The sequence below is a fragment of the Trinickia symbiotica genome, assembly GCF_002934455.1.
Taxonomy (GTDB): domain Bacteria; phylum Pseudomonadota; class Gammaproteobacteria; order Burkholderiales; family Burkholderiaceae; genus Trinickia; species Trinickia symbiotica.
This window is the reverse complement of sequence record NZ_PTIR01000009.1, coordinates 232492-252951: the sequence shown is the minus strand read 5'-3', so window position 1 is coordinate 252951 and position 20460 is coordinate 232492. Positions and strand designations below refer to the sequence as shown.

The window sequence follows — 20460 nt, the reverse complement described above, 5'->3', positions numbered from 1 at the left end:
GGTTATCGCGCAGGAACATTTCCGTGGCGGGCAATGCCGACCATTCGGTAATCGCGTTCATTTTGATCGTCGTCGCCTGCTCGTCGGTGAGCAAGGAGCCGTCGAACTTGTCCCAGGGAATGTCCTTCTCCATGTCCCATCGAACGGACTCGAGCGATTTGTAAAGTTCCGGATAAAGCATGGTGTTCATCGTCCCACCCCTAGTCTGCCCATTGCGACTCGTGTGTCTTCAACTATTGCCGCAGCCGCACCAATAGGCGCACACGAAAAACCGAATTTGCAATTGTACGCGGTAACAGCCGCCGCAAATCGACCGAGCTCAACCGTGTCGGTCCGGCAATCTGCCCGCTCTAGCGGCACGTTTCGTCGCTGGCGATGTCGGTCGCAATGAGTTCGAGCGGGTTTCGCTCAAGGCAACCGAGCCTTTCCTTTCGTGTTCCGGCGGACGGCGGCGCGACGGACTGCCGCGATCTTGGTTTTTGATGTGCGCCCACAGATCGAAAGCTTTGAGATTATATCATGCGCAGGCTGTTCGCCGACGCGATCCAGCCCGCGAGCCGCTCACGCGCCGATCGGCGCAGGGCGGCGCCGACGGGCGACATCATTTCTCGGTCGAAGACGCGGGCGACGAGCCCGCTGGCTTGTCTCCCGGCTTGCGCGCCGCGGAACGCTTCGCCGCGGGTTTGTCCGTGCCGGCCGGATCCGGATCCGCCGCGCGCTTGCCCGTCGATCCGCCCTTTGCCGGGTTGCCGCCTTTTTTCGCCGGCGGATCGTTCGTCGCGTTGCCCGCGCCGGGGGATGCCGCCGCGCCTGACTGCGCCACGGCGAAGGAGGCGAGCTGATTGAATTGCGACTGCAGCAGATTCCACCAGGCCGCCGGGTCGAACGCCGCCGCCGCGGGCGCGTCGCCTTGTGGCCCGCTGGCGTTTTCGCCCGTCGATTCGCCAGATTCCGCTTCCTCTCGCGCCGCGCTTTCGCGCGGCTTGGCGCCCCACGCGGATGCGGCCGTGGCGTCTTGCGACCTGGCCGCGCCCTGCGCGGGCTCCGTCATCGATGCCTGCGCGAACGCTCCGAATGCGCGCAACGTGGACAGGGTCGCGCGCTGCACTTCGAGCGCCTGCGTCGCCGATTGCAGCATGCTGAGATTGAGCTTCAGCCATTGCTCGACCGCTCGCATATCGGTGATGCGCTTATCGAGCTCCTCGACGCTCATGAGCGGCGCCATCATGTCCGACATCGCCGCGAGTGGCGAACCGAGCCCCTGCGCCGTGCCCGGCTGCATGCCTGGGAAGGCCGCACCGAATGGCGTGAGCCGCATCATGTCCCACATCTTGTCGAGCATCTCGGCGGGCGGAAAACCCGGGAAGCCGGGGAACGGCTTGTTGTCGCCGGTGGTATCGGTCATCGTCTAGCCTCCGTTGCTGCGTTCGTGGGACATGCGTCGAGCCTTCCTTCAAGCGTGCGTCATTCTTCTGAAAAACCAGTGTAGGCCGGCGGGCGCGCCGAGGCATCGGGCGAAACCCGGCGCGCGAGCGGCGCTTTAGTCCGCTTGCGCAAGTCGCGCGGCGGACTGGGCGGAGTCGTCGAGCGGTGCGACGGATTGCTCGATCGCTCCGAAGATCGACTTGCCGGCCTCGTCGAACATCTCGATCTTCACGGTGTCGCCATACTTCATGAATTCCGTCTTCGCCGCGCCGTCGGCTATTGCCTCGAGGCAGCGCTTCTCGGCGATGCAGCAATAGCCGCGCGTGGCGTCCTTGTTCGAGACCGTTCCCGAGCCGACGATCGAGCCGGCTCGCAGGTTGCGCGTCTTCGCCGCATGCGCGATCAGTTGGCCGAAGTGAAACACCATGTCGACGCCCGCGTCGGGCTGGCCGACCTTGCGCCCATTCCAATGCACCATCATCGGGCGATGCACGCGCCCTTCACGCCAATGATCGCCGAGCTCGTCGGGCGTGACCGCGACGGGCCCGAATGCCGTCGCCGGCTTACTCTGAAAAAAGCCGAAGCCCTTCGCGAGCTCGGCCGGAATCAGATTGCGCAGCGAGACGTCGTTGACCAGCATCACGAGCCGCACGCTGCGCAGCGCGGCGTCAGGCGTGACGCCCATCGGCACGTCGCCCGTCACGACGGCGACTTCGGCTTCGAAGTCGATGCCGAATGCCTCCGACGCGCAGACGATGTCGTCGCAGGGCCCGAGGAAATCGTCACTGCCGCCTTGATACATGAGCGGATCGCTCCAGAACTCGGGCGGCATCTCGGCACCGCGCGCGCGGCGCACGAGCTCGACGTGGTTCACGTATGCCGAGCCGTCGGCCCATTGGAACGCGCGCGGCAGCGGCGCCATGCAGTGCTCCGGCTCGAACGCGAATGCGTGGCGGGCCCGGCCCTGATTCAGCGTGTCGTAGAGCTCGGCGAGCTGCGGCCCGTAAAAAGGCCAATCGTCGAGCGCGCGCTGAAGTGTCGGTGCGATCGCGTTCGCGATGACGGCCGTCTGCAGATCGCGCGACACGACGATGAGCTGACCATCGCGCGAACCGTCCTTGAGCGTGGCAAGTTTCATAGAAGATGGAGGCAGTGTGAGTGGCGTGACGATGAATGCGATCTATTTTACGATGGTGCGAGGCGGCGACCGTTCAGGCTGCCTTGGCTTGGCGCTTGCGCGCTTACGATTGCCGCATACACGCCGCGACGCTCCGGCGCGTCCCGTTGACGACGGGCGTTGAGCACGTCGCTTCCCTTTCTCTTGACGCCGCATCCGCTGTCGCCATGCCATCCGCTTTCACCGCCGCCGACCCTCGCACCACGCCCGTCGCTCGTTCAGCCGGTTCAGGCGCGGCGCGCTGGTGCGCAGTCCTGGCGGTCGTGCTGATCGTGCATGGCATAGTCGGTATCTGGTTTTCCCGCGAGCGCGAGACCGCGACGCCTTCCGCCGAAAAGCCGCCTGTCGAAATCGAGCTGCTGCGGCCGCAGCGAATCTCGCGCGAGCCCACGCACGAAGCGGCGAATCCCTCACGCCCGGCCGTACCAGCGGCGAAGAAACCGGGCAGCGCGTCTTCCGCCGAGCCTGTGCTGCGGGCGATCGCGCCGCATGCGCCGCCCGCGCCGCCGTCGGCTCCCGTTGAAGCGTCCGCGCCGCCGGCCGCATCGGCCGCGCTTGCCGCGAACGGCACGGGGACCGCGGCGAGCGGCAGTGCAACGGCGGGCGAGACCACATCGGCCGCCAAGAACGCGAGCGGCGCGGCCGGCCGGGGCGTCAAATTTTCGACGCCGCCATCGGGCGAGCTGCGCTACGAGACGTTCTACAACGGCGTGCGCAACGCGCCCGGCACGATTCATTGGGCGAGCGACGGCAGCGGCTACACGATGGTCGTCTCGGTGCCGTTGCCGTTCGTCGGCACCTACACCTATGTGAGCGAGGGGCACATCGATGCATTCGGCCTCGCCCCACAGCGTTATATCGAGACGCGCGGCCGCCGCGGCCAGGACGTGACGACGTTCGATCGCGCAGCCGGACACATCGCCTTTACGCGAACGCCGTCGACGCTGCCGCTCGCGAACGGCGCACAGGATCGGTTCAGCGTGATCATGCAACTCGCGAGTCTCGTGAAAGGCGATCCCGACGCCTACCAGCCCGGGGTCACGCGCGAGTTCTATGTTGCGGACAACGACAGCGGCGAACTCTGGCCGATCGAGACGATCGGCGACGAAACGGTACGCACGCCGGCAGGCTTCGTCGAGGCGCGGCACTTCATGCGCTTGCCGCGGCGCGCGGGCGACGCGCGGCGCATCGACGTGTGGCTGGCCCCGGCGCTCGGCTGGTTGCCGGCGCGCATCATGCAAACGGAGCCGAATGGCGCGCAGATCGAGCTGGTCTGGGGCGGCGCCCTTGCTGCGCCGGGCGCGGAAAATGCGACTTCTTCGGTGAGACCCGACAATTCGTCCGATAATGGCTTCGCACCGCAGCCGTCACGCGTCGAGCCATAGGCCGAAGAGACCCTAAACGAACGGATCCGAGTGCCGTTATAAAAGGTGTCGAGGCGCACGGACGAGCCTCGGTATCTGGCCGTCGCGCGCGAACGTTTGGCGCGGGCGAGGTCTAACTTTCAAGGACTCCGAAGTCGGAGGTTTGTTTTTTGCAACGGTCTGACGGGAGGTTTAAGCGTCGTTTAAGACCCACCCCTTGAAATTCCATGCATACGCTCCACCTTCAGGGCGGAAAACGGCCAAAGGCCATCGGAATAAGGAGTGTCGCCATGCAAATGATCTACAACAGCCCCAACTACTGTGTCGTCGAGTTTGCGCCCCAGGCCGGCCATCTTGCGATGAACGCCGGCGGCTACGAAATCGTGGACAAGAATACGCAGCGCGAAATCTTCATCGACGGCGCAATGGCGGCACGCTTTCGCGAACATGTTCGAAAGCTGATCGAGGAAGAGCCGACGCTCGATGAAGTCGACGAATTTCTCGGCCAGTTCGACAGCCTCATGAACCAGCCCGTCGTGCTCCACTGAGCCGGCGACCCGCGGCGACACTGCCCGCAGCTAGACTAAACCCCGTCGATGCAAACGCGGCGGGGTTTTCCATTTTTCGCTCCTTTTTCCTCTTTTTACCGGCCCGGCGCACGGGAATAGCCCTTTGGGGAGAGTCCCCTTGCCGGGCGAGCCCGGGCCGCAACAGCTACAATGTGGGACTTCCCACTGTATCGAAGGCGTAGAGCCCGCTCGCCATGACTTCTTCTGCCGCCTTTTCCGCCGCGCCCCATTCCGATGCATCGGCTGCAACGGCCAAATCCTATACGCGCGGCGCAATGCTGCCCGAACTGCTCGCGTCGCGCATCCTGATCCTCGATGGCGCGATGGGCACGATGATCCAGCGCTACAAGCTCGACGAAGCGCGCTATCGCGGCGAGCGGTTCAAGGACTTCACGCGCGACGTGAAGGGCAACAATGAGCTGCTCTCGCTCACGCAGCCGCGGATCATCAGCGAGATTCACGAGCAATATCTGGCCGCCGGTGCGGACATCATCGAGACGAATACCTTCGGCGCGACGGTCGTGGCCCAGGCCGATTACGGAATGGAAGCGCTCGCCGCGGAAATGAACGCGGAGTCGGCGAGGCTTGCGCGCGCCGCATGCGACAAGTATTCGACGCCCGAAAAGCCTCGCTTCGTCGCCGGCGCGATCGGGCCGACGCCGAAGACAGCGAGCATCTCGCCCGACGTGAACGACCCGGGTGCGCGCAACATCACGTTCGACGAGCTGCGCCAGGCGTATTACGAGCAGGCCAAGGCGCTGCTCGAAGGCGGCGTCGACCTTTTCCTCGTCGAAACGATCTTCGACACATTGAACGCGAAGGCGGCGCTCTTTGCGCTCGACGAGCTTTTCGAAGATACCGGTGAGCTGTTGCCGATCATGATCTCGGGCACCGTGACCGACGCGTCGGGACGCATTCTGTCGGGGCAAACGGTGGAAGCGTTCTGGAATTCGCTTCGCCACGCAAAGCCGCTCACGTTCGGCCTCAACTGCGCGCTCGGCGCCGCGCTCATGCGGCCGTATATCGCCGAGCTCGCGAAGCTTTGCGACACCTACGTTTCGTGCTATCCGAACGCGGGCCTGCCCAATCCGATGAGCGAGACGGGCTTCGACGAAACGCCCGCGGATACGTCAGGACTCCTGAAGGAATTCGCGCAGGCGGGCCTCGTCAACGTCGCGGGCGGCTGCTGCGGGACGACGCCCGAGCATATCGCCGCGATCGCTGAAGCGCTGGCAGCGGTCAAGCCGCGGCGCTGGCCCGGCCAATACCGCGACGCGGCTTGATCACCCATCCCCAAGACTTTCCCATCGCATTCGCCATGACCGATCACACGATGCGCCTCGCCGGCCTCGAGCCGTTCAACGTCACGCCGGGCTCGCTTTTCATCAACGTCGGCGAACGCACTAACGTCACCGGTTCGAAAGCGTTCGCGCGCATGATCCTGAACGGGCAGTTCGACGAAGCGCTCGCCGTTGCGCGCCAGCAAGTCGAGAACGGCGCACAGGTCATCGACGTGAACATGGACGAGGCGATGCTCGACTCGAAAGCCGCGATGGTGCGCTTTCTGAATCTCATCGCGTCCGAGCCCGACATCGCGCGCGTGCCGATCATGATCGACTCGTCGAAGTGGGAAGTGATCGAAGCGGGGCTGAAGTGCGTGCAAGGCAAGGCGATCGTGAACTCCATCTCGCTCAAGGAAGGCGAGGAGGCGTTCCGCCATCACGCGCGGCTCATTCGCCGTTACGGCGCGGCGGCCGTCGTCATGGCGTTCGACGAGCAAGGACAGGCGGACACGTTCGAGCGCAAGACCGAGATTTGCCGGCGCTCGTATCGGTTCCTCGTCGACGAAGTGGGATTCGCTCCCGAGGACATCATCTTCGATCCGAACATCTTCGCGATCGCGACCGGCATCGAGGAGCACAACAACTACGCGGTCGACTTCATCGAAGCGACGCGCTGGATCAAGCAGAACCTGCCGTATGCGAAGGTGAGCGGCGGCGTCTCGAACGTGTCGTTTTCGTTTCGCGGCAACGACCCGGTGCGCGAAGCCATTCATACGGTGTTCCTCTATCACGCGATTCAGGCCGGCATGGATATGGGCATCGTCAACGCCGGCCAGCTCGGCGTCTATGCCGATCTCGACCCGGAGCTGCGCGAGCGCGTGGAAGACGTGATTCTCAACCGCCGGCCCGACGCGACCGACCGCCTGCTCGAGATCGCGGACAAGTTCAAGACCGGCGCGGCCAAGAAGGAAGAAAACCTCGAATGGCGCAACGGGCCCGTCGAGGCGCGGCTCGCGCATGCCCTCGTGCACGGCATCACGACGTTCATCGTCGACGACACGGAGGAAGCGCGCCAGAAGATCGCGGCGGCGGGCGGGCGGCCCATCAACGTGATCGAAGGGCCGCTCATGGACGGCATGAACATCGTCGGCGACCTCTTCGGGCAGGGCAAGATGTTTCTGCCGCAGGTCGTCAAATCGGCCCGCGTCATGAAACAGGCCGTCGCGCATCTGATTCCGTTCATCGAGGAAGAGAAGCGGCTGCTGGCCGAGGCCGGCGGCGACGTGCGCGCGAAAGGCAAGATCGTCATCGCGACCGTCAAGGGCGATGTGCACGACATCGGCAAGAACATTGTGTCGGTCGTACTTCAGTGCAATAACTTCGAAGTCGTCAACATGGGCGTGATGGTCCCCTGCAACGAGATTCTCGCGAAGGCGAAGGTCGAGGGCGCGGACATCGTCGGCCTCTCGGGCCTCATCACGCCGAGCCTCGAGGAAATGGCCTACGTGGCCTCCGAAATGCAGCGCGACGACTACTTCCGCGTGAAGAAGATCCCGCTCCTGATCGGCGGGGCGACGACGTCACGCGTGCATACGGCAGTCAAGATCGCGCCGAACTACGAAGGCCCCGTCGTCTATGTGCCGGACGCCTCGCGCTCGGTTTCGGTCGCGTCGAGCCTGCTCTCCGACGAAGGCGCCGCGAAGTACCTCGACGACCTTAAAACCGAATACGCGCGCATCCGCGAGCAGCACGCGAACAAGAAAGCGCTGCCGATGGTCACGCTCGAAGCCGCGCGCGCGAACAGGACGAAGATCGACTGGGCCGCGTACCGGCCCGTCAAGCCCAAGTTCGTCGGCCGGCGTGTCTTCAGCAACTACGACCTTGCCGAGCTCGCCCACTATATCGATTGGGGCCCGCTCTTCCAGACATGGGATCTCGCCGGCGCCTATCCGGCGATCCTCAACGACGAGATCGTCGGGGAATCGGCGCGGCGCGTCTTCTCCGATGCCAAAGCGATGCTCGCGCGACTCATTCAGGGCCGCTGGCTGTCGGCCAATGGCGTCATCGCGCTGTTGCCGGCCAACACGGTCGGCGATGACGACATCGAGATCTACACCGACGAATCACGCTCGGAAGTGGCGCTGACGTGGCGCAATCTGCGGCAGCAAAGCGTGCGGCCTGTCGTCGACGGCGTCATGCGGCCGAATCGATCGCTCGCCGATTTCATCGCGCCGAAGGAATCGGGCGTCGCCGATTACATCGGGCTTTTCGCGGTGACGGCCGGCCTCGGCGTGGAGTCGAAAGAAAAGCAGTTCCTCGCCGATTACGACGACTACAGCGCGATCATGCTCAAGGCGCTCGCCGATCGCCTCGCCGAAGCGTTCGCCGAGGCGATGCATGCCCGCGTGCGGCGCGAGCTCTGGGGCTACGCTCCCGACGAGTCGCTCGACAACGAGGCGCTCATCGCCGAGCGCTATGTCGGAATCCGGCCCGCGCCCGGCTATCCCGCGTGTCCCGACCATCTCGTGAAGCGCGACCTTTTCGAGACCCTCAAAGCCGAAGAAGTGGGAATGAGCGTGACCGATTCGCTCGCGATGCTGCCGGCCGCCAGTGTGTCGGGCTTCTATATCGCTCACCCGGAAAGCCGCTACTTCTCGGTCGGCAAGATCGATCGCGATCAGCTCGAAGACTACGCGCGCCGCATGGGTCTCTCGATGTCCGATGCGCAGCGGGCACTGGCCCCGCAGCTTTGAGCGTCGAGGCTCGCGGCCTCTCTCGCGGGCCCCCGCGTGGCCTCGCGCGGAAGCACAAGAGCCCGCCTCAGCCGATCGGCTTTCGCGGGCTCTCGCGTTTTTGTCTTAGCAATTGAGTAGGCGGCTCAAACGCCCCAAAGCACGTCGGTGTTCTCGCGCTTGGCCGTGCGCAACATGTCGAGGAACGGATAGGCGCGCTGCGCAAGTCCGATCGGTAACTCGTGCGGCTCGTGTCCTTCCTCTCCTTCATGGAAGTGGCCGTCTTTCTCCGCGATCTCCTTCTTATCGAAGACGATCGCCTCTTCGAGCCGCCTGATGGCCTCGTCGAGTTCGTCATGCGTGATGACGCCGCGCTGACCCAGGTGCTTGCCGATGATTCCCACCAGATACTGGGCCAAGTTTTCCAGCATCATGACATCGGGCGTCGAGCGGCATTTGAAAGTGATGAGCATAACGCGTTCCCCACGTTTTTCTGTCGAATCCAGGAGGCTCCTCGCGCCGTGCCGAATGCGCGCCAGCCCTGAGCTGCCGCGACTCGCGACGGGAGCTGCTGATTGGACATATTAGCACCTGCTAAAATCCGTCTGGACTGCCGCGATGCGCCGCCGCGATGCAATCGCCCGCGGCCCGCGCCGGCTGCGCAATCGCCTTGATGGGTCGCGCCCGAGCGACAGATCGCTCGCCCACCCTCATCCGGCCGCGCCACCCCGCGGCCGCCCCCATTCGATCGCCTGAACCAGCATGCTGCCCGTACAAAAAGAGACTCTCGAAAAATTGCTCGCCGCGAGTGTCGAGCAAGTCGCCGCCAAGCTCGAAGGCGCGGCGCCGCCCGCGCTGCCCTCGATCACGCTCGAGCGGCCGAAGGTCGCCGCCCACGGCGACGTTGCCTGCAACGCCGCCATGCAGCTCGCGAAGCCGCTCAAGAAGAATCCGCGCGAGCTCGCGCAATCGATCGTCGATGCGCTGATGGCGCAGGCGGGCGCGCGCGGCCTCGTCGAGAGCGCCGAAATCGCCGGCCCGGGGTTCATCAACCTGCGCCTGACCACGGGCGCGAAACAAGCCGTCGTAGCCGCGGTGCTCGATGAAGGCGCGGCGTTCGGCCGCAGCGCGCGTGCTGCGGCCAAGCACGTGATGATCGAGTTCGTCTCGGCGAATCCGACGGGCCCGCTGCACGTCGGGCATGGCCGTCAGGCGGCGCTCGGCGACGCGCTCTCGAACGTGCTCGCGAGCCAAGGATGCGACGTGCACCGCGAGTTCTATTACAACGACGCGGGTGTGCAGATCCAGAATTTGACCATCTCGACACAGGCCCGCGCGCGCGGCCTCGCGCCCGGCGACGCCGGGTGGCCCGAAGCGGCTTACAACGGCGAGTACATCGCCGAGATCGCGCAAAGCTATATGAAGCGCGAGACCGTCGCGGCGATGGACGGCGAGCCGGTCGTCGGCAAGGGCGACATCGACGATCTCGAAGCGATCCGCAAATTCGCGGTCGCCTACTTGCGCCACGAACAGGACATGGACCTTCAGGCGTTCGGCGTGAAGTTCGACCGGTACTACCTCGAATCGTCGCTCTACACCGAGGGACGCGTCGAGAAAACGGTCGAAGCGCTCGTCAAGGCGGGCAAGACGTTCGAAGAGGACGGCGCGCTCTGGCTGCGCACGACGGAATACGGCGACGACAAGGACCGCGTCATGCGCAAGTCCGACGGCACCTACACGTACTTCGTGCCCGACGTCGCCTACCACGTCGCGAAATGGGAACGCGGCTTCACGAAGGTCATCAACGTGCAGGGCTCCGACCATCACGGCACGATCGCGCGCGTGCGCGCGGGCCTTCAGGCGCTCGACATCGGCATTCCCGCGGGCTATCCCGATTATGTCCTGCACAAGATGGTCACGGTCATGCGCAACGGCCAGGAGGTCAAGATCTCGAAGCGGGCGGGCAGCTACGTCACCGTGCGCGATCTGATCGAGTGGTCGGGCGGCGCGGCGCCGGGCGCCGAGACCTCGCCCGAGCTGCTCGACGAGGAGACGATCCGGCGCGGGCGCGACGCGGTCCGCTTCTTCCTCATCTCGCGCAAGGCCGATACGGAATTCGTCTTCGATATCGACCTCGCGCTCAAGCAAAACGACGAGAACCCGGTCTACTACGTCCAATATGCGCACGCGCGGATTTCGTCGGTGCTCGGCGAATGGAAGACCCGATTCGGCGGCGATGAAATGACGCTGCGCGGCACCGACGTCACGCCGCTTTCGAGCACGCGCGCAATGGCACTATGCGCCAAGCTCGCCGAGTACCCCGACGTGCTCGCGCACGCGGCCGCCGAGCTTGCGCCGCATGCGGTCGCCTTCTATCTGCGCGAGCTCGCAGGCGAATTCCACTCGTTCTACAATGCCGAGCGCGTCCTCGTCGACGAACGCGCCGAGCGCGAAGCGCGCATCGCGCTGATCGCGGCGACGCGCCAGGTGCTGGCCAACGGTCTCGCGATTCTCGGCGTATCGGCGCCAGCCAAAATGTAGCCGCCCATGGTGCCATGCCGTCCTCGGCCGTCGCTATAATCGATGGCCGCATCCATGACGTTCGCCGTGTTCGCGGTCCATTCGCCCCACCCGCGCGGCTTTCGCGCCGCGCCCCGCTCGTTTTTCGTGTTCCCGAGTTCTTTTGCAGGTAATTGAGACAATGGCAAAACCGAGCCGCAGTTCGCCACGCAACACCTCCCCCAAGGGGACTTCCTCCCGCTCGCCGAAGCAGAGGAAGCAGTCGGGGGGCACGTTCCTCGGCGTCGTGCTGGGCCTGATCGTCGGGCTTGCGATCGCCGTCGTGGTAGCGCTCTACATCACGCGCTCGCCCACACCGTTCGTCGAAAAAGTCGTGCCGCCGGCGGCCTCGGGAACCGGCGCGGTCGAGCAGCAGTTCGATCCGAACCGCTCGCTGCAAGGCAAGTCGCCGGGCCAGCCGGTGCCGCAATCGGCGCAGAACGCGCCGCCGAACACGGCACCGGGGCAATCGGGCCCCGCGACGAACCAGAACGCGCCGACCGGAATGCTGCAGGAGCCGCAGATCGTCGAGGTGCCGCCAGGCGCATCGGCGCCGAACGGCGCCACGCAAACGCCGCCGAACATGCCGGCAACCAAGCCGCCCATCATCGCGAACGTGCCGCAGCCCGGCAGCGCGCCGGCGCCGCGCGCGAGCAATGCGCCGGCGGCCCCGGCGCCGAACGGGTCCAACGTGCAGGCGAGCGCCGCTTACTTCCTCCAGGCGGGCTCCTACGGCAGCGCGTCGGCCGCCGAGCAGCAGCGCGCGCGGCTCGCGTTCCAGGGCATCGAGTCGAAGGTGACGCAGCGCGCGGAGCGCGGCGCGTCGTACTACCGCGTCCGGATCGGCCCATTCGCCAAGTTCGAGGACATGAACGGGGTCCGGCAGCGGCTCTCGGAAGCCGGCATCGACACGGTCGTGATCCCGCCTGCACCCAAGCAATAGTCGATGCGGGCACGGCGGGAGTTGGCGTTTCAGCGCCTCCCCCTGTGCAAAGCCATGGCCGGCGTTGGCGCGAGCGCTTACGCCCGGTTTTTGCGAAGCCACAGTAAGATTGAGCTTCCGCCGGCCGCTCGTCGCTTCGCCGGTTCGGACCTGAACCAACGAGCGGCCGCGGCAGTCTCAGGACGGCAGCCGTCTCTTTGCGCGGCACATCGTCCCGCGACGGCGCACGTTGATCGATCACCGAGACCAAGACCTTATGAATAAGCTGATCCGCACACTGTTCTTCTCCGTCGGCCTCGCCATGTTCGGCGTCGCGCAGGCCTCGCCATCCGCGCCCGTCGCGGGCACGGACTACACCGTGCTGGGCTCGCCGCAGCCTGTCGATGTGCCGGCCGGCAAGGTCGAGGTGATCGAATTCATGTGGTACGGCTGCCCGCACTGCAACGAGTTCGATCCGTACATCGAGAAGTGGAAGGCCAAGCAAGGGCCTGACGTCGTCTTCAGGCGCGTGCCCGTCGCGTTCCGCGACGACTTCATCCCGCACTCGAAGATGCTGCTTGCGCTCGACGCGCTCGGGCTCACCGACAAGCTGACGCCGACGATCTTCAACGAGATCCATAAAAACAAGGACTATCTGCTGACGCCCGAGGCCCAGGCCGACTTCCTCGCGAAGCAAGGCGTCGACAAGCAGAAATATCTCGCCGCGTACAACTCGTTCTCGGTGCAAAGCAATCTCAAGCGCGCACAGCAGTTGATCGCCGACTACAAGATCGACGGCGTGCCGACGCTCGCTGTGCAGGGCAAGTATGAGACCGGCCCCGCGCAAACCAACAGCCTCGACGGCACGCTGCAAGTGCTCGACTACCTCGTCGCGCAGGTGCGCGCGAAAAAAGGCTGAAGTCCGATTGCCGACCGGCGGCCCGAGCTGAGGCTGCCGGCCGGGCGCCAAGCGCCAGCGCGAGACCGCCATGCCGGCCGAAAACGTCGATGCGAGCGGCACCGCTCACGCACCCGCCGGGCCCGATGCCCGCATCGTCTCCCTCGTACCGAGCGTCACCGAGTTGCTCTTTGCGCTGGGGCTCGACAGGTTCGTCGTCGGCCGCACCGGTTTTTGCATCCATCCGCGCGAGCGCGTGCGCGCTGTGCCGAAGGTGGGCGGCACGAAAGCGGTCAAGCTCGACGCGGTCCGTGCACTACGCCCCACCCATCTGATCGTCAATGTCGACGAAAACGAAAAGGCGACGATCGATGCGCTCGCCGAGTCCGTCCCGCACATCGTCGTTACCCATCCCCTTACGCCTCGCGACAACCTGGCACTCTATGCGCTGATCGGCGCGATCTTTGGCTGCGAAGACGCCGCTCGCCAGCTCGGTGAAGCCTTGCGCGCCCGCCTCGACGCACTGTCGGCCACGCAATGGCCCGAGCGGCGCGTGCTCTACGTCATCTGGCGCGATCCTTGGATGACCGTCGCGCGAGATACGTACATTTCCTCGATGTTGCGGCTTGTCAACTGGCAGACGTTACCGGCCGTGTCGGGCGGCCGCGCCGGGTCCGCACGCTATCCGTCGTTCGAGCTCTCGGCCGCTTGGATGGCCGATGTCGACGATGTTCTGCTGTCGAGCGAGCCCTATCGGTTCACCGAGCGGCACCGCGAAGCACTCGCGGCCGATCCTCTGCTCACCGGAAAGACCGTGCGCCTCATCGATGGCGAAATGGTTTCGTGGTACGGCTCACGTGCGATCGACGGGCTCGACTACCTGCGGCGGCTCGCGCTCGAAGGATAACGCCCCCCCGCCATGCCGACGACCGCCAGCCCGAGCTCCTCTGCAGCGAAGCCTTCGACAACGTAATATTCGTCGAGCGATTCCCGCGCTGCTTGCCTTTGGGAACCCAAAAACCCACGCGCTTCAAGGAGAACCAGAACCTATGCGCCTCAAACTGCTTGCCGCCTTCATCGCCATCGCGCCCGCCGTCCTGCCGGCGCTCGCCGCCGCCAAGCCGCTGACCGTCTGCACGGAATCGAGCCCGGACGGCTTCGACGTCGTCGAATACAACTCGCTCGTGACGACGAACGCGTCGGCCGACGTGATCTTCAACACGCTCGTGTCCTATGACGAAGCGGACAAGAAAGTCGCGCCCGCGCTCGCCGACAAATGGGAGGTGAGCAGCGACGGCCTGACTTACACGTTCCACTTGCGTCCGAACGTGCAGTTCCAGCAGACCGATTACTTCACGCCGACCCGACCCCTGACGGCCGACGACGTCGTCTTCACGTTCTCGCGCATGCTCGACGCCTCGAATCCGTGGCACAAGGTCAGCGGACCGAACGGGTTTCCGCACGCGCAGTCGATGGGGCTCGTGAAGCTCGTTAAAGCGGTGACCAAAGTCGACGACAGCACGGTGAAATTCGAGTTGAACGAGCCGAACGCGACCTTCGTGCCGATTCTGACGATGGGCTTCGCTTCGATCTATTCGGCCGAGTATGCGGACAAGCTCGAAAAAGCCGGCAAGGAGGCCGAGCTCAACGCGAAGCCGATCGGCACGGGCCCGTTCGTGCTGAAGAGCTACACGAAGGACGCCGTGATCCGCTACGACATCAATCCGCGGTACTGGGGGCCGAAACCGAAGATCGATCGGCTCATCTACGCGATCACGCCCGATGCGACGGTGCGCGCGCAGAAGGTGCGGGCCGGCGAATGCGACATTGCGCTCTCGCCGAAGCCGCAGGATGTTGCCGCCGCGAAAGGCGACAAGGCGCTGAAGGTCGTCGAGACGCCCGCCTTCATGACGGCGTTCATTGCGCTCAATACGCAGCACAAACCGCTCGACAACGAGAAGGTGCGGCAGGCGTTGAACCTCGCGTTCGATCGGACGACGTATTTGAAGACCGTATTCGACAACACGGCGCAGCCGGCCACGAACCCCTATCCGCCGAACACCTGGAGCTACGACAAGTCGATCGCCGCGTATCCGCACGATATCGCGAAGGCGAAGCGACTGCTGGCCGAGGCCGGCCTGCCGAATGGCTTTGCAACGACGATCTGGGTGCGCCCGAGCGGCAGCGTCCTGAACCCGAACCCGAAGGCCGGCGCGGAGCTGCTGCAGGCCGATCTCGCGAAGATCGGGGTGAAGGCCGACGTGAAGGTTATCGAATGGGGCGAGCTCATCAAGGAAGCGAAGCAAGGTCAACACGATCTGCTCTTCATGGGATGGGCGGGCGACAACGGCGACCCGGACAACTACCTCACGCCGCTTTTCAGCTGCAACGCCGTCAAATCGGGCATCAACTTCGCCCGGTACTGCGATCCGAAGCTCGATAAGCTCATCGCCGAGGGCAAGGAGACGGCCGATCAGACCAAGCGCGCACAGGCTTATGAAGCGGCGCAGAAGATCATCCACGACGAGGCGCTGTGGATCCCGCTCGGCTATCCGACCGCGGCCGCGATCACGCGCGCGAGCGTGAGCGGGTATCAGGTGAGCCCGTTCGGGCGACAGAACTTCGGCGCGGTCGCCGTGCAGTGACACCCATCGGCGAATTTGGGCCCCGCCGGGCGGCCGCTCGTCCGCCGCTTGGCGGGCGCCCGTCCTGACGCAAGGCAGCCCGCACGATGGCGCTCGTTACCGCTTGCTCCAGTCGAGGCGAAAGCTGGCAGCGGTAACGGCGGTGCCTTATCCTTTGGATTCTCCGATTCAACATGCCCTCCACCGCCCCACCGAAGGAGCTGTCATGTCCTACCTGCTACTGATCGTCGAGCCGCTCGAACAGCGCCGCGCGCGCACGCCGGAAGAAGGACGCGCAGCCTACGACGTCATGCTTCGTTTCGCCGACGATCTGCGTGCGCGCGGTCTGCTCGTGGCGGCGCAATCGCTTGCGTCGACGGACGAAGCCGTGCGCGTCGAGGTTCGCGGCGGCGAGCGCCGCATCGTCGACGGCCCGTTCGCCGAAGCCAAGGAAATGGTCGGCGGCTTCTACCTCCTCAATTGCGATCGCGAGGAGGAGGCCGTCGCGATTGCGGCCGAATGCCCGGCCGCCCAGTGGTGCACCGTCGAGGTCCGCCGTCTCGCGCCTTGCTATGAATAGGGGTTTGTACCTAGTCGGCCCGTGCCGATGTCGATGAGGTCCCGGTTCGTTCGTCGTATCGACAGGAGCCCGTTAAAGGTTCGGGCATTCCATCAATCCGCGCTGAACAAGGAGCGAACGATGCGATTCATGATCATGGTGCGAGCGAACGCGCAGACCGAAGCAGGTATCTTGCCGGGCCCCGGCGACAAGATCCTCGCCGATATGACGGCCTATCACGAAGAGCTGGCGAAAGCCGGCGTGCTGCTCGATGCGACCGGTCTCAGGCCGAGCGCGCAGGGCTGGCGTATTCGCTATTCAGGCGGCAAGGGGACCGTGATCGATGGCCCGTTTGCCGACACCAAGGAGCTCATCGCGGGCTATACGCTGATTCAGGTGCGCTCGCGCGAAGAGGCGATGGAATGGGCGCGGCGCTTTCCCGCCCCGTTCGGCGAATCGGCCGATGGGGAGATCGAGGTTCGGCAGCTTTACGAGCTCGACGATTTCGAGCCGAGCGCCGATATCGAGCGCTTCCGCGAGCTGCAAACGTCGAAGCGATAACGGACCGTGAACGGCAACGATGCGGCTGACGCGGTGACAAACGCGACCCACCGGGCGATCGAAGCCGTCTGGCGGATCGAATCGGCGCGCGTCGTTGCGCATGCGGCGCGTTACGTGCGCGATATCGGCGTCGCCGAGGAACTCGCGCAAGACGCGCTCGTTGCCGCGCTCGAGCACTGGCAGCGACAAGGCGTGCCCGACAACCCCGGCGCATGGCTCATGGCCACCGTAAAAAACCGCGCGCTCGACAAGCTGCGGCTCGATGCGCTTCATGCGAAGAAGCACGAAGCGATGGGCCACGAGCTCGACGCGCTCGAGGCGCACGTCGTGCCCGACTTCGTCGATTCGCTCGATGCGAAGCGCGCCGACGACATCGGCGACGACCTCCTGCGGCTCGTCTTCACCGCCTGCCATCCGGTGCTGTCGACCGACGCACGAGTGGCCCTGACGCTGCGTCTTCTCGGCGGCCTCACGACGCACGAAATCGCGCGCGCATTTCTCGTTTCGGAGCCGACGATCGCGCAGCGCATCGTGCGGGCGAAACGCACGCTGAGCGCGGCAAAAGTCCCGTTCGAAGTGCCGAGCGCGCAAGAGCGCGGTTCCCGCATGGCATCCGTGCTGGAAGTCATCTATCTCGTCTTCAACGAGGGATACGCGGCGACAGCCGGCGACGACTGGATGCGTCCCGCGCTATGCGACGAGGCGCTGCGTCTCGGGCGGATACTCGCGGAGCTCGCGCGCGACGAAAGCGAGGTGCATGGGCTCGTCGCCCTGATGGAGCTCCAGGCGTCGCGGCTTCACGCTCGGACGGATGCGCGCGGCCGGCCCATTCTGCTTGCCGACCAGGACCGCTCGCGCTGGGATCCGCTCTTGATCCGACGTGGGCTCGCCGCGCTCGCGCGAGCCGAATCGCTCGGCGGCGCGCTCGGACCGTATGCGCTGCAAGCGGCGCTCGCCGCCTGCCATGCGCGCGCGCATACGGCCGAAGAGACCGATTGGGAGCAGATCGTCGCGCTCTATGACGCGCTCGTGCAAATCAGCCCGTCGCCCGTCGTCGAGCTCAATCGCGCAGTCGCCGTTGGGATGGCATTCGGGCCCGAAGCCGGTTTCGCGCTCGTCGAGGCGCTGGCCGCCGAGCCCGCGCTCGCCCGCTATCACTGGCTGCCGAGCGTGCGCGGCGACCTGCTCGCAAAGCTGGGCCGTTATGACGAAGCGCGCGCCGAATTCGAGCGGGCCGCGACGATGACACAAAACGGACGGGAGCGGGAGCTGTTGCTCGAGCGCGTGCGCGAGATGTCACGGGCCGGTGGCGGTGCCGCGAGCTAGCGGGTGAGCGTCACGTCGCTCGTCAGCGTGCGTGCCGCGACTCGATCGTGAGCGATCCACCGGGCGCGAGCGTCTCGTCGCCCGCTGGGCTTCGGACGCGCACGGCAGCGCGGTTGGCGCTGTCCGACGCGATGATGCAGTTTCGCGCCGACGTCTCGATCGAAAACCGATCGCAGCGATAGAGAAACGAAAAGTGGAGCGGCGGCAACGCTCGCGGCAGCGCGGGGAAGATTCGAATGGCGTCGAAGTCGAAGTCGAGTCCGACGTAGCGGCGCTGCAGCACGTCGAGCACGGCCGCGAACGCGCCGAGGTGCAGGCCTTCCTGCGGCGAGGATCCCGCTTGTGGATCCACGTCGACGCGCAACGCATCGACGAAGTACTGCCACGAGCGGTCAGAGTCGATGCGCGCCAGCGCGCCGGCGCAGCTTATCCGTGAAAGCGTCGATTCGTGCGTCATTCTGTCGATGTAGTAGCCGACCGTGCGGCGTGCCGCATCGTCGTCGAACGCGTAGCCGAGGCGCTGCAAAAGCGCCTGCAGCGTATCGTCGCCGAGCAGGTAGTTCAGCATCACCACGTCAGGCTGCTTCGCAACCTGATAGCGGTTCGTGCTGTCGCCGCGCGCATCGAGCGCCCAGTCGAGACGCGTATCCGCTTGCCGCGCTTCGATTGCCTGCTCGTAGGGCAGCAGCCGATCGAAGCCTTCGAACTGCGCGATCACGTTTTCATGCGTAAACGGCACGAACATGCGGCGAGCAATGTCTTCCCATCGGGCGAGCTCGTCGTTCGTCAGCGCGAGTGTCGCGCAGAGGGCATCGCGGCGACCGGCGGGCAGCCGTGCGAGCACCTCGAGCGCGCACAGCAACGACCATACGGCCATGACGTTCACGTAGGCGTTATCGTCGAGCCCCGGCGTGTCTCGCCATGGATACCCATCGTGGTATTCGTCCGGGCCGACGACGCCGCCGATCGTGTAACGCTTGCGTGTGTCGTCGAACGAGGCAAGCGAGGACCAGAAGCGCGCGATCTCCACGACGAGCGGCGCGCCATAGCGCGACAGAAACGCCCAATCGCCCGTCGCGCAGAAGTAGGTCCAGACATTCCAGCAAATCGCGGCGCCGACGTGCCGCTCGAGCCGCGTCTCGTCGCGCATCCATTGGCCGCTGACGAGGTTCATTTGATAGGGTGGCGTCTCTTCGTAGCCGGTCGTCGCGCTGCGCCATGGAAACATCGCGCCGGTCAGCCCGGCTTCTCTTGCCATCTGCCTCGCCGCGTCGAGACGCCGGAAGCGATAGAACAGAGGTGTCTTAGCCGTTTCCGGTTGCCGCACGGCAAACATCGGCGCCGCGAAAATCTCGTCCCAGAAGATGTGCCCGTGATAGGCCTCCTGCCAGCCGCGAGCCGGTATGCCGGCATCTTGCAACCCCGCGAACGGCGAGAGCGCCTGCAGCAAATGGAAGAAGCGGATGTCGAGCTGATGCGTCAAATCACGATCGTCGGCGACGATTCGACATCTCGACCAGTCGGCGTGCCACGCACGCTGATGCGCGTCGATGAGCGCATCGACGTCGGCGACGTGCTCGAGTGTCGCGAGGGCCGCGTCGGATACGCCCATGACTGTATGGTCGCGCGATGTCTGCACGGCGATCAGCTTGTCGATCGTGAGTGCCCGACCCGCCTCGACCGATACCTCATGCACTTCGGCGATCGCTTCGGCGGCGTGTTCGAAGCGTCTCTCCGCGCGAGACCGAGCGCCGGCCGTTTCGATCTCGAGGCGCGTCGCCACGGCGATCTCGACGCTCGACCCGCTGAGGCGCGCGGTCAGCAAGAGACGATCGTCGCCGCACGCCTCGCACTCGATGCCGACCACGTGCTGGCCGACATAGGCCGCATGACGCTTGACGTTGGTGTTGCGCACGCGACCTTCGATGCCCGCGCCGATTTCGAGCGTACCGGACCAATCGAGCGGCACCACCTGCCAGCGCACGAGCACGAAGTAAGGATGGGCCGCGCTGACGAGGCGCGTTTCGACGATGCGCGTGGTGCGGCCGCCCGCAGTGAGCACCAAGGTCCGGTAGGCGAGCGCATGTTCGAGGTCGAGCTCGTGCCGGTATTCCAGCACCTTCGCGAAGTCAGGCGACAGCCATTGGCCGCCACGCGGGCGCACCGCCAGCGGCGTCGCGTCGGGCAGACGCGGCATGAAGCTCATTCGTACGGGGGCCGACTGCGCATCGATCTTGTTTTCCAGCTCGTTGTAGACACCCGCGCGGTAAGTGCCCGCATAGTGGCACGCCGAGTGTTCCCGCGCGCCCGGCTGCGCCGCGACGGTCCCGTCTTCGGCGAGCAGCGAGAGTAACCCCGCCTCCGGCGCGCTCGCGCGCACGAACAGCATGCCGTTGCCGAGCCCGAGCAACGATTCGCGCCGCCGCTCGTCGGCGCGATCATAACGACTCAAGCGGACGCC

16 protein-coding genes and 1 pseudogene are annotated in these 20460 nt (G+C 65.3%); 12 read left to right on the top strand and 5 right to left on the bottom strand.

Translation table 11 applies throughout. The annotated features are described in order from the left end of the window. From B0G57_RS15485 to B0G57_RS15475, 3 genes and pseudogenes are all read right to left on the bottom strand, one after another. Positions 1-190: pseudogene (locus B0G57_RS15485) on the bottom strand (ferritin-like domain-containing protein); the annotation flags it as partial. A 411-nt stretch (positions 191-601) separates the two neighbouring features. Further along, positions 602-1405: a PhaM family polyhydroxyalkanoate granule multifunctional regulatory protein gene (locus B0G57_RS15480; RefSeq protein WP_018441081.1), complete on the bottom strand. Its 804-nt coding sequence runs from the start codon at positions 1403-1405 to the stop codon at positions 602-604. A 135-nt stretch (positions 1406-1540) separates the two neighbouring features. Then, positions 1541-2563, bottom strand: a complete 1023-nt coding sequence (locus tag B0G57_RS15475; protein ID WP_018441082.1) for a fumarylacetoacetate hydrolase family protein — start codon at positions 2561-2563, stop codon at positions 1541-1543. A gap of 206 nt (positions 2564-2769) precedes the next feature. Between B0G57_RS15475 and B0G57_RS15470 the strand changes: the two genes are divergently transcribed. From B0G57_RS15470 to metH, 4 genes are all read left to right on the top strand, one after another. Continuing rightward, positions 2770-3987, top strand: coding sequence for a DUF3108 domain-containing protein (locus B0G57_RS15470; protein ID WP_102607127.1), 1218 nt, complete (start codon positions 2770-2772; stop codon positions 3985-3987). A 269-nt stretch (positions 3988-4256) separates the two neighbouring features. Then, positions 4257-4514 (top strand): BTH_I0359 family protein, encoded by a 258-nt coding sequence (locus B0G57_RS15465; RefSeq protein ID WP_018441084.1) that lies wholly within the window; start codon positions 4257-4259, stop codon positions 4512-4514. A 215-nt stretch (positions 4515-4729) separates the two neighbouring features. Beyond that, the gene (locus B0G57_RS15460; protein WP_018441085.1) at positions 4730-5818 is read left to right on the top strand and encodes a homocysteine S-methyltransferase family protein; all 1089 of its coding nucleotides are present in this window, start codon (positions 4730-4732) and stop codon (positions 5816-5818) included. Positions 5819-5853: 35 nt separating this feature from the next. Further along, positions 5854-8571 (top strand): methionine synthase, encoded by a 2718-nt coding sequence (gene metH, locus B0G57_RS15455; protein WP_018441086.1) that lies wholly within the window; start codon positions 5854-5856, stop codon positions 8569-8571. 125 nt (positions 8572-8696) lie between these two features. Here the strand turns inward: metH and B0G57_RS15450 are convergent, their stop codons facing one another. Beyond that, on the bottom strand, positions 8697-9023 hold the full coding sequence (locus tag B0G57_RS15450) for a DUF1840 domain-containing protein (protein WP_018441087.1): 327 nt from the start codon (positions 9021-9023) through the stop codon (positions 8697-8699). A 289-nt stretch (positions 9024-9312) separates the two neighbouring features. On the opposite strand from B0G57_RS15450, the gene argS reads away from it, so the two are divergent. The 8 genes from argS (at position 9313) to B0G57_RS15410 (ending at position 17999) form a co-directional block, all read left to right on the top strand. Then, entirely contained in the window at positions 9313-11091 is a 1779-nt protein-coding gene (argS, locus tag B0G57_RS15445) for an arginine--tRNA ligase (protein WP_018441089.1), read from the top strand. Between the two features lie 160 nt (positions 11092-11251). Then, entirely contained in the window at positions 11252-12052 is an 801-nt protein-coding gene (locus B0G57_RS15440; protein WP_018441091.1) for an SPOR domain-containing protein, read from the top strand. Positions 12053-12308: 256 nt separating this feature from the next. Further along, a complete protein-coding gene (locus tag B0G57_RS15435; RefSeq protein ID WP_018441092.1) occupies positions 12309-12950 on the top strand; it encodes a thiol:disulfide interchange protein DsbA/DsbL in 642 nt (213 codons plus the stop codon). 70 nt (positions 12951-13020) lie between these two features. Continuing rightward, positions 13021-13836 (top strand): helical backbone metal receptor, encoded by an 816-nt coding sequence (locus B0G57_RS15430; RefSeq protein WP_018441093.1) that lies wholly within the window; start codon positions 13021-13023, stop codon positions 13834-13836. 142 nt (positions 13837-13978) lie between these two features. Next, on the top strand, positions 13979-15574 hold the full coding sequence (locus tag B0G57_RS15425; protein ID WP_018441094.1) for an ABC transporter substrate-binding protein: 1596 nt from the start codon (positions 13979-13981) through the stop codon (positions 15572-15574). A 205-nt stretch (positions 15575-15779) separates the two neighbouring features. Further along, on the top strand, positions 15780-16133 hold the full coding sequence (locus tag B0G57_RS15420) for a YciI family protein (protein WP_018441095.1): 354 nt from the start codon (positions 15780-15782) through the stop codon (positions 16131-16133). A gap of 120 nt (positions 16134-16253) precedes the next feature. Beyond that, positions 16254-16673, top strand: a complete 420-nt coding sequence (locus B0G57_RS15415; RefSeq protein ID WP_018441096.1) for a YciI family protein — start codon at positions 16254-16256, stop codon at positions 16671-16673. Between the two features lie 6 nt (positions 16674-16679). Beyond that, entirely contained in the window at positions 16680-17999 is a 1320-nt protein-coding gene (locus tag B0G57_RS15410; RefSeq protein WP_018441097.1) for an RNA polymerase sigma factor, read from the top strand. Between the two features lie 22 nt (positions 18000-18021). Here B0G57_RS15410 and B0G57_RS15405 read toward each other — a convergent pair whose 3' ends face one another. Further along, positions 18022-20451, bottom strand: coding sequence for a glycoside hydrolase family 65 protein (locus tag B0G57_RS15405; protein WP_223258659.1), 2430 nt, complete (start codon positions 20449-20451; stop codon positions 18022-18024). Positions 20452-20460 lie beyond the last annotated feature (9 nt).

Excerpts from the sequence above, each read along its gene's own strand:
- B0G57_RS15450 (WP_018441087.1), bottom strand. The coding sequence starts at position 9,023 with ATGCTCATCACTTTCAAATGCCGCTCGACGCCCGATGTCATGATGCTG.
- B0G57_RS15420 (WP_018441095.1), top strand. The coding sequence starts at position 15,780 with ATGTCCTACCTGCTACTGATCGTCGAGCCGCTCGAACAGCGCCGCGCG.
- B0G57_RS15475 (WP_018441082.1), bottom strand. The coding sequence starts at position 2,563 with ATGAAACTTGCCACGCTCAAGGACGGTTCGCGCGATGGTCAGCTCATC.
- B0G57_RS15425 (WP_018441094.1), top strand. The coding sequence starts at position 13,979 with ATGCGCCTCAAACTGCTTGCCGCCTTCATCGCCATCGCGCCCGCCGTC.
- argS (WP_018441089.1), top strand. The coding sequence starts at position 9,313 with ATGCTGCCCGTACAAAAAGAGACTCTCGAAAAATTGCTCGCCGCGAGT.
- B0G57_RS15480 (WP_018441081.1), bottom strand. The coding sequence starts at position 1,405 with ATGACCGATACCACCGGCGACAACAAGCCGTTCCCCGGCTTCCCGGGT.
- B0G57_RS15440 (WP_018441091.1), top strand. The coding sequence starts at position 11,252 with ATGGCAAAACCGAGCCGCAGTTCGCCACGCAACACCTCCCCCAAGGGG.
- B0G57_RS15430 (WP_018441093.1), top strand. The coding sequence starts at position 13,021 with ATGCCGGCCGAAAACGTCGATGCGAGCGGCACCGCTCACGCACCCGCC.
- B0G57_RS15465 (WP_018441084.1), top strand. The coding sequence starts at position 4,257 with ATGCAAATGATCTACAACAGCCCCAACTACTGTGTCGTCGAGTTTGCG.
- B0G57_RS15435 (WP_018441092.1), top strand. The coding sequence starts at position 12,309 with ATGAATAAGCTGATCCGCACACTGTTCTTCTCCGTCGGCCTCGCCATG.
- B0G57_RS15470 (WP_102607127.1), top strand. The coding sequence starts at position 2,770 with ATGCCATCCGCTTTCACCGCCGCCGACCCTCGCACCACGCCCGTCGCT.
- B0G57_RS15460 (WP_018441085.1), top strand. The coding sequence starts at position 4,730 with ATGACTTCTTCTGCCGCCTTTTCCGCCGCGCCCCATTCCGATGCATCG.
- metH (WP_018441086.1), top strand. The coding sequence starts at position 5,854 with ATGACCGATCACACGATGCGCCTCGCCGGCCTCGAGCCGTTCAACGTC.
- B0G57_RS15415 (WP_018441096.1), top strand. The coding sequence starts at position 16,254 with ATGCGATTCATGATCATGGTGCGAGCGAACGCGCAGACCGAAGCAGGT.